10 protein-coding genes are annotated in these 8,459 nt (G+C 36.0%); 4 read left to right on the top strand and 6 right to left on the bottom strand.

The window, feature by feature from the left end:
• Positions 1 to 134 precede the first annotated feature (134 nt).
• The 3 genes from MW688_RS18130 to MW688_RS18120 are packed head-to-tail and all read left to right on the top strand — an operon-like array spanning position 135 to position 2,596.
• On the top strand, positions 135 to 1,700 hold the full coding sequence (locus MW688_RS18130; RefSeq protein ID WP_486737420.1) for a leucine-rich repeat domain-containing protein: 1,566 nt from the start codon (positions 135 to 137) through the stop codon (positions 1,698 to 1,700).
• Positions 1,701 to 1,715: 15 nt separating this feature from the next.
• On the top strand, positions 1,716 to 2,444 hold the full coding sequence (locus MW688_RS18125) for an ADP-ribosylation factor-like protein (protein WP_486737421.1): 729 nt from the start codon (positions 1,716 to 1,718) through the stop codon (positions 2,442 to 2,444).
• Between the two features lie 5 nt (positions 2,445 to 2,449).
• Positions 2,450 to 2,596 carry a hypothetical protein gene (locus MW688_RS18120; protein ID WP_486737419.1) on the top strand — a complete coding sequence of 49 codons (147 nt, stop codon included), beginning with the start codon at positions 2,450 to 2,452 and terminating at the stop codon, positions 2,594 to 2,596.
• An 85-nt stretch (positions 2,597 to 2,681) separates the two neighbouring features.
• Here MW688_RS18120 and MW688_RS18115 read toward each other — a convergent pair whose 3' ends face one another.
• Both MW688_RS18115 and MW688_RS18110 read right to left on the bottom strand, forming a co-directional pair.
• Positions 2,682 to 2,849 (bottom strand): hypothetical protein, encoded by a 168-nt coding sequence (locus tag MW688_RS18115; protein ID WP_486737418.1) that lies wholly within the window; start codon positions 2,847 to 2,849, stop codon positions 2,682 to 2,684.
• A gap of 381 nt (positions 2,850 to 3,230) precedes the next feature.
• Complete coding sequence (locus tag MW688_RS18110; protein WP_486737417.1) at positions 3,231 to 3,650, bottom strand: helix-turn-helix domain-containing protein; 420 nt, start codon at positions 3,648 to 3,650, stop codon at positions 3,231 to 3,233.
• 355 nt (positions 3,651 to 4,005) lie between these two features.
• Here MW688_RS18110 and MW688_RS18105 point away from each other — a divergent pair, with 355 nt between their 5' ends.
• Entirely contained in the window at positions 4,006 to 4,554 is a 549-nt protein-coding gene (locus tag MW688_RS18105) for a glycine-rich domain-containing protein (RefSeq protein WP_486737416.1), read from the top strand.
• 29 nt (positions 4,555 to 4,583) lie between these two features.
• Here MW688_RS18105 and MW688_RS18100 read toward each other — a convergent pair whose 3' ends face one another.
• The 4 genes from MW688_RS18100 to MW688_RS18085 all read right to left on the bottom strand — a co-directional run bounded on the left by MW688_RS18100 (position 4,584) and on the right by MW688_RS18085 (position 8,308).
• Entirely contained in the window at positions 4,584 to 5,921 is a 1,338-nt protein-coding gene (locus MW688_RS18100) for a TRAP transporter large permease (protein WP_486737415.1), read from the bottom strand.
• Positions 5,905 to 6,459: a TRAP transporter small permease subunit gene (locus tag MW688_RS18095; RefSeq protein ID WP_486737414.1), complete on the bottom strand. Its 555-nt coding sequence runs from the start codon at positions 6,457 to 6,459 to the stop codon at positions 5,905 to 5,907. Before MW688_RS18095 ends, MW688_RS18100 begins: the two co-directional genes overlap by 17 nt.
• A gap of 174 nt (positions 6,460 to 6,633) precedes the next feature.
• On the bottom strand, positions 6,634 to 7,575 hold the full coding sequence (locus MW688_RS18090) for an SPFH domain-containing protein (protein WP_486737413.1): 942 nt from the start codon (positions 7,573 to 7,575) through the stop codon (positions 6,634 to 6,636).
• Positions 7,576 to 7,756: 181 nt separating this feature from the next.
• Positions 7,757 to 8,308 (bottom strand): NfeD family protein, encoded by a 552-nt coding sequence (locus tag MW688_RS18085; protein ID WP_486737412.1) that lies wholly within the window; start codon positions 8,306 to 8,308, stop codon positions 7,757 to 7,759.
• Between the last annotated feature and the right edge of the window lie 151 nt (positions 8,309 to 8,459).

Genomic DNA, 8,459 nt, shown 5'->3' with positions numbered 1-8,459 from the left:
GCCTGGATATGGGCGCAAGCCTGGATATGGGCGCAAGCCTGGATATGGGCGCAAGTCTGGATATGGGCGCAAGCCTTGCGCCCCTACTACTAAATTAACTTTTTGATAAAGACTATTTCATAACATTTCATATCATGCCCACTCCTGAATGGATTCAAAGTAAAATCCAAGAAGTAAAACAACAGCACCTCACTGAATTAAATCTTAGTCTGAGTAATAATCCTTGGGATGACGATAAAAGAATCAATGAAATTCCTATAGAAATATATGATTTAACCCAGTTAGAGATACTAAACCTCAATGGGCATCGAATTCAAAATCTTCCTCAAGTCCTAAGCCAGTTAACTAATTTGCAAGAATTACACCTATTTGGCTCAGATTTAGAATTTAGCCAAATTGAGAACATAAGCTCACTTTTACCTAAATTAAATTACTTAGGAATTCGATGGCAAGAAAACTTTAAATCCTCTCTAAATTTTTTTAAATCATGGAAACAATTAGGCGTTGATTTAAGAGGGAATGAACTCAGCAGTCTGCCATCAGAAATTACTCACCTGACTAATTTAACCTCTCTTAATTTAAGTGAGAATCAACTCAGCAGTCTGCCATCAGAAATTACTCACCTGACTAATTTAACTTATCTTGATTTAAGTTGGAATCAACTCAGCAGTCTGCCATCAGAAATTACTCACCTGACTAATTTAACTTATCTTGATTTAAGTTGGAATCAACTCAGCAGTCTGCCATCAGAAATTACTCACCTGACTAATTTAACTTATCTTGATTTAAGTTGGAATCAACTCAGCAGTCTGCCATCAGAAATTACTCACCTGACTAATTTAACTTATCTTGATTTAAGTGAGAATCAACTCAGCAGTCTGCCAGCAGAATTTACTCAACTGACTAATTTAACTTATCTTGATTTAAGTAGTAATCAACTCAGCAGTCTGCCAGCAGAATTTTCTCAACTGACTAATTTAACCAACCTTGATTTAAGTTGGAATCAACTCAGCAGTCTCCCAGAAGAATTTTCTCAACTGACTAATTTAACCAACCTTGATTTAATTGAGAATAAACTCAGCAGTCTGCCATCAGAAATTACTCACCTGACTAATTTAACTTATCTTAATTTAAGTGAGAATCAACTCAGCAGTCTGCCAGCAGAATTTTCTCAACTGACTAATTTAACCAACCTTGATTTAAGTTTTAATCAACTCAGCAGTCTGCCAGCAGAATTTTCTCAACTGACTAATTTAACCAACCTTGATTTAAGTTGGAATCAACTCAGCAGTCTCCCAGAAGAATTTTCTCAACTGACTAATTTAACCAACCTTGATTTAATTGAGAATAAACTCAGCAGTCTGCCATCAGAAATTACTCACCTGACTAATTTAACTTATCTTGATTTAAGTGAGAATCAACTCAACAGTCTGCCAGCAGAATTTTCTCAACTGACTAATTTAACCAACCTTGATTTAAGTTTTAATCAACTCAGCAGTCTGCCAGAAGAATTTACTCACCTGACTAATTTAACTTATCTTGATTTAAGTAGTAATCAACTCAGCAGTCTGCCAGAAGAATTTACTCACCTGACTAATTTAACCACACTTGATTTAAGTGGGAATCCCCTAGAAAGTCCCCCTGTAGAGGTTTGCCAAAAGGGCATTGAAGCAATGAGAGAATACTTCCGAAAGCTTTAAGAAGAAGGCTATGACATAATCTACGAAGCGAAGGCTATTGTTGTGGGTGAAGGCGAATCAGGAAAAACTACCCTGGTTAAGAAGATTATCGACCCTAATTATCCTGTGCCTCAACCAGAAAACCCTACCCATGGAATTGGTAAGTGTGAATATAGTTTCCCTGTTGAGAATAATCAAAACTTTCGGATTAATTTTTGGGACTTTGGGGGACAAGAAATCTACCATCAAACTCATCAATTCTTTTTAACTAAACGTTCTCTGTATCTCCTAGTTTCCGATAGTAGAAAAGACCATATACATATAGATTATTGGTTAAACATTGTAGAACTTCTCAGTGATAGTAGTCCCCTGTTGGTTATCAAAAATCAGAAGAATAATCTACAAGTTGATATTGGGGATGAATCACAAATCAGAGGTCGTTTCGGAAAGATGATTAAAGAGATACTGGATACAGATTTAGCCAATCAAGAGAAATTGACACCAATTATCAAAGCTATTGAGTATTATATTCAGCAACTGCCTCAAGTTGGAATTAAAATCCCCAAATCATGGGCTAAGGTACGCAAAGCAATTGAAAAAGATAATCGCGATTATATAACCGTTGAAGAATACTTAAAAATCTGTGATGACAATGGATATACTCAAACAACAAAGTTAGAAAACCAAGAGCAAGGGCACTTCTTAATCAACTCAGTCAGACTTATCCTACTGAAACCAAGAAGGATAAGAAAATCTTTGCAGTAGAAGCGATGGATATTATTGAAAAAAATTCCTCATTAACTCAACGGTTACTAAGTGCTGCCAAAGCTGGAAGTTTAGGGGCGATTGAATCTATGCTTAACCATCCTGCGGCATCTTTTCTGATTGCTGCTATTGAAGATTTCAAGGAGGAGTAATACGCTCATCCGATTATGAAATGGTATTTATAAAGAAGCAGGGAGCTTCTGAGCAGGGAGCAGGGAGAGAAAGGCTTTCTGTGCTTTAGAGGAGATAGAAAAATAAGTACACTTTGAAAACCGGATTTGGTATAAGCATAATAAATGAGGGGCGCAAGCCTGGATATGGGCGCAAGCCTGGATATGGGCGCAAGCCTGGGGATGGGCGCAAGCCTGGGGATGGGCGCAAGCCTTGCGCCCCTACTTTGCACATCAATAGCGCTCGGATAAGAATCAAACATATTTATCTTGAGAGCATAATTGAAGACGTAAAACAACAAAATCTCACTCATCTTGATTTAACAGGGAATCAACTCAGGAGTCTGCCTTGAGAAATTACTTATAGCAATGAGCCAATAAGTAGGTCGGCAAAATTTAAGTGTAAAATGTGAAAATAGTCAAAATTAAGCGATCGCTATATACAGAGTTGATTACACCAATTCACAATTTATAAACTTTTTAATGTTTATTTATACCGACCTACTTAGATGTTGACAAAAATGATGAAAAGCCCCCCTTGGTAAGGGGGGTTGGGGGGAAAAGTTAGTGATCAATGTTGTTAACACCACTGCGGTCACTGCTATAACTGACTAATTTAACTTTTAGGCCAAGTTTTTGTTATTTCTAGGGAAAAAATAGCAGGGGATAGATTAAAAAAATTGGCTAATCTTTGAATATGTTTCTTATTTAATTCTCGTTTACCATTAAGAACATCAGAAACAATAGATTCAGTGTTAAAAATAGGAACAAGGTCTTTTTGTTTGAGCCCTCTTTCTGTAATCAAAACCTTAAGTAGTTCTACTCCATGAATATCAGGAATAAACTCTTGATTTTGTTCATATTGATAAATTAATGTTCCTAATACATCTAAATAATCTTGTTCATCTAGAGTTAATTCAGGTTTATCTAAAAGAGAATTAACTCTTTCTTGCATAATCTCTAACTGTTCATCTGACTTAATGGGACGAGGCGGAAACTGCTGTAACAGTTCTCTATAGCGGTCTTGGGTTTGCATAATATTAAAAGAATTAGAAAAATCTAGATAAAGTAAAATTGGACAAGTTTAAAATAATTAGATTAAAAGTTTTAGTTGATAGTTTAATAAAATTTTATTTGTTATACCATTTATCTTTTTTCCAGTTATTTTTATCATATTCAGAATGAGTTAATAAGTTTGTAGTAGGGCTTTAGCCCTATCACTGAGGGAGTGACAACAAGGTTAAAATAAATACAGGTGTTAGGTTTAGCGGTTTTAGGTTCTTTTAAAATGAATTTTAAGTAATTTGTTCCCTCACAATCTTTCGGACTAAAGTCCAACTACGAACCTCATTGTGCCAAAATAGCAATATATGTAGTTTGGAGTTGTGAAGATGGAAAATTCAGCAATATCTCCTGTATTTGCCATTTCGTTCTTACTGTTTTTGATACTGGTAACAAATACTGTTATTTTTACCAATTTACGAAATATACGCAAAAAAAAGACTAAACAAAAACGTCGAGAATTTTTAAGAAACTACCAATTTACAGAAGCATTAAGAAATAAATTAGCCCAAAAACATCCTCAATTAGATAGTCAGCAACAAGATTTAGTATTTTCTACCTTAAAAGAATATTTTTGTCTGTGTCAAAAAGCTAAAAACAAAATGGTAGCAATGCCTTCTCAGATAGTAGATGATGCTTGGCATGAATTTATTCTGTTTACTAGAGAATATCAGGAGTTTTGCGATCGCGCCTTTGGGGAATACCTACATCATACCCTTACCAAGGGGGGCTTTTCATCATTTTTGTCAACATCTATTGGCTCATTGCTATACCTCCTCACTCTTCTCACATCACTCGCACCACTAGTAGGGGCGCAAGGCTTGCGCCCTTTGCCTACTTGTCTGCGACTGTTATGTGTTGGGTTGCACTTCGTTTAACCCAACCTACCGACTTGCGCCCCGTCAGATTAATTACCCAAAGAAGGAATAAAAGTAACTAAATCAGGGAAAATAATAATTAACAACAAAACCAATAACTGCAATAAAATAAAAGGAATCGCCCCACGATAAATATCAGTAGTTTTAACCTCCACAGGCGCAACTCCCCTAAGATAAAACAAAGCAAAGCCAAAGGGAGGAGTTAAAAAAGATGTCTGTAAGTTAGCACCGAGAATCACACCATACCAAACTAAATCTAGCCCTAATTCTTCGGCAACTGGGGCAAAAATGGGAATAACAATAAAAGCAATTTCAAAAAAATCAATAAAAAAGCCCAGTAAAAATACTGTTAACATATTGACTATTAAAAAACCCGTTAAACCACCAGGAAGATTAGCAAGTAAATCAAACACAAAGCGATCGCCATTTAACCCCCGAAACACTAAACTAAAAGCCGTGGAACCGAGTAAAATAAACATTACCATCGTGGTTATTCTCAAAGTAGCATCACATACCTGAGAAAGAGCACTCCAACTTAACTTACCACTAACAGCAGCCAAAATAATTGCTCCCAAAGACCCAACCGCGCCAGCCTCTGTGGGAGTAGCAAAACCTGTAAAAATACTCCCTAAAACTAATAAAATCAAAAGTAGAGGAGGAATCATCACCCTCACAATTTTCAGTAATAATTTATCAAAACTCATATCTCGCACCTCTCGGGGTAAAGCTGGTGCCACATCAGGACGAATCAAGGCGATAATCAATACATGGAGGGCAAAAACTGTGGTCATCAATAATCCAGGAATCAGGGAGCCCATAAATAAATCTCCCACAGAAATACCTAGTTGGTCTCCCAATACCACCAAAACCACACTTGGAGGAATAATTTGTCCTAAAGTGCCTGAAGCAACAATCACCCCCGTAGCCAACTCCTTGTTATAGCCATAGCGCAGCATAATTGGCAAAGAAATTAAGCCCATAGCCACCACTGTTGCTGCCACTACCCCTGTAGAAGCAGCTAACAAGGCACCAACAATAATTACCGCTAAGGCTAAACCTCCTCTTATCCTCCCGAAGAGAATTCCCATAGTTTCTAGGAGGTTTTCAGCAATTCCGGTTTTTTCCAGCATTGAGCCTAGAAAAATAAAATAGGGGATAGCTAGGAGAGTATAATTAGACATAATGCCAAAAATCCGGGATGGCAATGCCGAGAGAAATACTGGCTCAAATACTCCTAAAACTGCCCCTACAATTGCAAAAACAACTGATACTGCCCCGAGAGAAAACGCTACTGGATATCCTAGGGCAAGAAATAGCAGCGCCCCTACAAACATGACTACTCCTAGCCATTCATAGTCTAGAGTCATCTGTTACCTCAGGTGGAGTGATATGATTGGTAATAATTGCCCAATTTTTAATCGCTTCAGCAATTCCCTGGAGTACTAATAAAGCAAAACTCACTAAAATCATTGCTTTAATGGGATAACGGGGTAAACCTCCAGGGTCTGGCGACATTTCTTTTATTTCCCAAGAATTGAGAATATTACCTATAGAGAAGTAAATAATCATCCCTGCGAAACTCATCAGAAATAAAGTTGAACCGATTAAATTAACAATTGCTTTTTTTTTGGCACTCCAGCCTTTGTAAAATATGTCTACACGTACATGTTCGTTATGTTTTAAAGCGTATGCTGCCCCTAATAAGAAGATTACTGAGAATAGATACCATTGTGTCTCTATCAAAGCATTAGATGTGAGGTTTTTTGATATCGCTTTCCCTAGGTATCTACCGATAACATTCCATACTCCTACCCCTACCATAACCAGTACTAACCAGTAAGTCAAACGACCTACCCATTCGTTAATAGTATCTATGAAATATGCTATCCCTAAGAGTTTCCGCAATTTTAACTTTTTCTAAAAAGCACACACATTATATCATAATAAGTGTCTAATTTACTATTTAACTGCATCTTGTATATCTCCCTATATATAGCTTTTTGGACTAAAGTCCAACTAGCAATCTTTATATATTATAGAACTCAATTGTGTTTCTTTTGGCATTGTTACCAATAATTTTTAAGATTCTTTTTCCTCTGAATAATTGAGCATAGATTCCATTTTATTAATTGTTTCAGGTACATTTCTCGGATCATAAAACAGAACTTTACTATTATCACTAAGTCCGATATTCATACCCATTTCCAGATAATTTTGTGCTAATAAAAATTGCAATGCTTTACCATAAGAAGAATTTTGAGAACGAGGATCTTGTTTTAATTTTTCCGCAATTAATTCAAGTGCTTCTGCGATAGTTTTAGCTTTTAAAATTTGCTCTTTCTGTTGAGATTCAGCCTGCAACATCGATACTTTATTATCAGCTTGTGCCCGAATGAGTTTCGCCTCAGCCTCTCCCTGTGCATTATTAATCATTGCTTGACGTTCCCCCTCAGAAATCAAAATGGCAGCATTCTTTTTTCGCTCGGCAGACATCTGTAGTTCCATTGCTCCTTGAACCGTAGAAGATGGCACAATATCTAACAGTTCGACACGAGTTACTTTTACTCCCCAATGTGCTGTAGCAACATCTAAATCCCGCAGTAATTTTTCATTTATTTCTGTCCTAGCCGTTAAGTTTTCATTAAGACTTAAACGCCCCATTTCTGCACGCAATTGTGTTAATACCAGTTTGGAAATAGCATCCTGTAAATTTTGGACTTTATAATAGGCTTTTTCCAAATCCAAAAGGCGCCAATATACAACTACATCAACTTGAATCGAAACATTATCACTGGTAATACAATTTTGCGGTGGAACTTGAAGTATTTTCTCACGATTTGTTTCTTTAATGGCAATATAAGAAATAAATGGGGTCACAAAGTTCAAGCCAGGCTTTAATTTTCGCCCATCATAACGTCCTAACATTTCTACAAGGGCTTCATCTCCCTGTTTGATAACTTTTACACTACCAGCAAAGGTAGCTGCTGCTATCATTAATAATGTAATAATTAATCCATTCATTGACTGTCATCTCCCAATAAATTTTGGCCAAAAAATAAGGATAAAAATTGACCTTTAGTAAGGTTTAAAAGATGTATATAATCAAAGGAATCAACCCTTAATCAGACTTGTTTTTTAAAAGGGGATATCCCTAAGTATCCGCCTAGTAGTAAACTATTAATATCTTCCAGCTAGACCAATTTTAATTCCGAAATAAATCTTCAGGGATAACAAAGAGAATATTATCTTTGCGATTAACCACATATACTTTTTGATGAGGAGGAATAGTTTCTTGAGAAACTTCACAACATGCTTGCCAAGAGCAACCTTCATAAAGTACTCTTCCTGTTTCTCCTGGTTTAATTTCTGTGAGAGTTTCTGCTTGAGTGTTTTCAACCATTGTTGAGATTTTAACTCGATAAAACATTGGACGAACCCAAAAAACAAATGTAAACGCCAAACCTATCCAATATAAAATTTGTAAAGTTAATGCTCCTTCCACACTCATTAAAATAGGCCAATTTATATTGAATATATCCTGTAGTCGCCACAAAATAAAAGCCATTAGAATTGAACTGACTCCAATCATCAAAATGATGAAACGATATTTTTTGGTAATGAATTTACGCAAAAAATATTCCAGACTTGATACAATCAATCCCAATAAAAGCCAACACCAAGGTGGATTTAAAAATAAGCTATTTTTACTATTAGCTTGAGCTATAATTTCCACCACATTTAAAGTTACAACCATATTTTTTAGAATAAATATGCACTAGAGTGTTTTTCAGTTTCTGAGGTCTGGGGTAACGGATTACTCCTTTTGACTACGATTTATTACTGTTTAATAGTTACCGCTTCTAAAAATCTACTCAAATTTACTCAAACAGCAAAATAAGACAGAA

The organism is Johannesbaptistia floridana, from assembly GCF_057440575.1.
The sequence above is the reverse complement of the archived record's forward strand: the minus strand, read 5'-3'. Positions and strand labels throughout refer to the sequence as shown.

Coding starts and splice junctions, on each gene's coding strand:
- MW688_RS18130 (WP_486737420.1), top strand. CDS start 135: ATGCCCACTCCTGAATGGATTCAAAGTAAAATCCAAGAAGTAAAACAA.
- MW688_RS18120 (WP_486737419.1), top strand. CDS start 2,450: ATGGATATTATTGAAAAAAATTCCTCATTAACTCAACGGTTACTAAGT.
- MW688_RS18115 (WP_486737418.1), bottom strand. CDS start 2,849: ATGTGCAAAGTAGGGGCGCAAGGCTTGCGCCCATCCCCAGGCTTGCGC.
- MW688_RS18110 (WP_486737417.1), bottom strand. CDS start 3,650: ATGCAAACCCAAGACCGCTATAGAGAACTGTTACAGCAGTTTCCGCCT.
- MW688_RS18105 (WP_486737416.1), top strand. CDS start 4,006: ATGGAAAATTCAGCAATATCTCCTGTATTTGCCATTTCGTTCTTACTG.
- MW688_RS18100 (WP_486737415.1), bottom strand. CDS start 5,921: ATGACTCTAGACTATGAATGGCTAGGAGTAGTCATGTTTGTAGGGGCG.
- MW688_RS18090 (WP_486737413.1), bottom strand. CDS start 7,575: ATGAATGGATTAATTATTACATTATTAATGATAGCAGCAGCTACCTTT.
- MW688_RS18085 (WP_486737412.1), bottom strand. CDS start 8,308: ATGGTTGTAACTTTAAATGTGGTGGAAATTATAGCTCAAGCTAATAGT.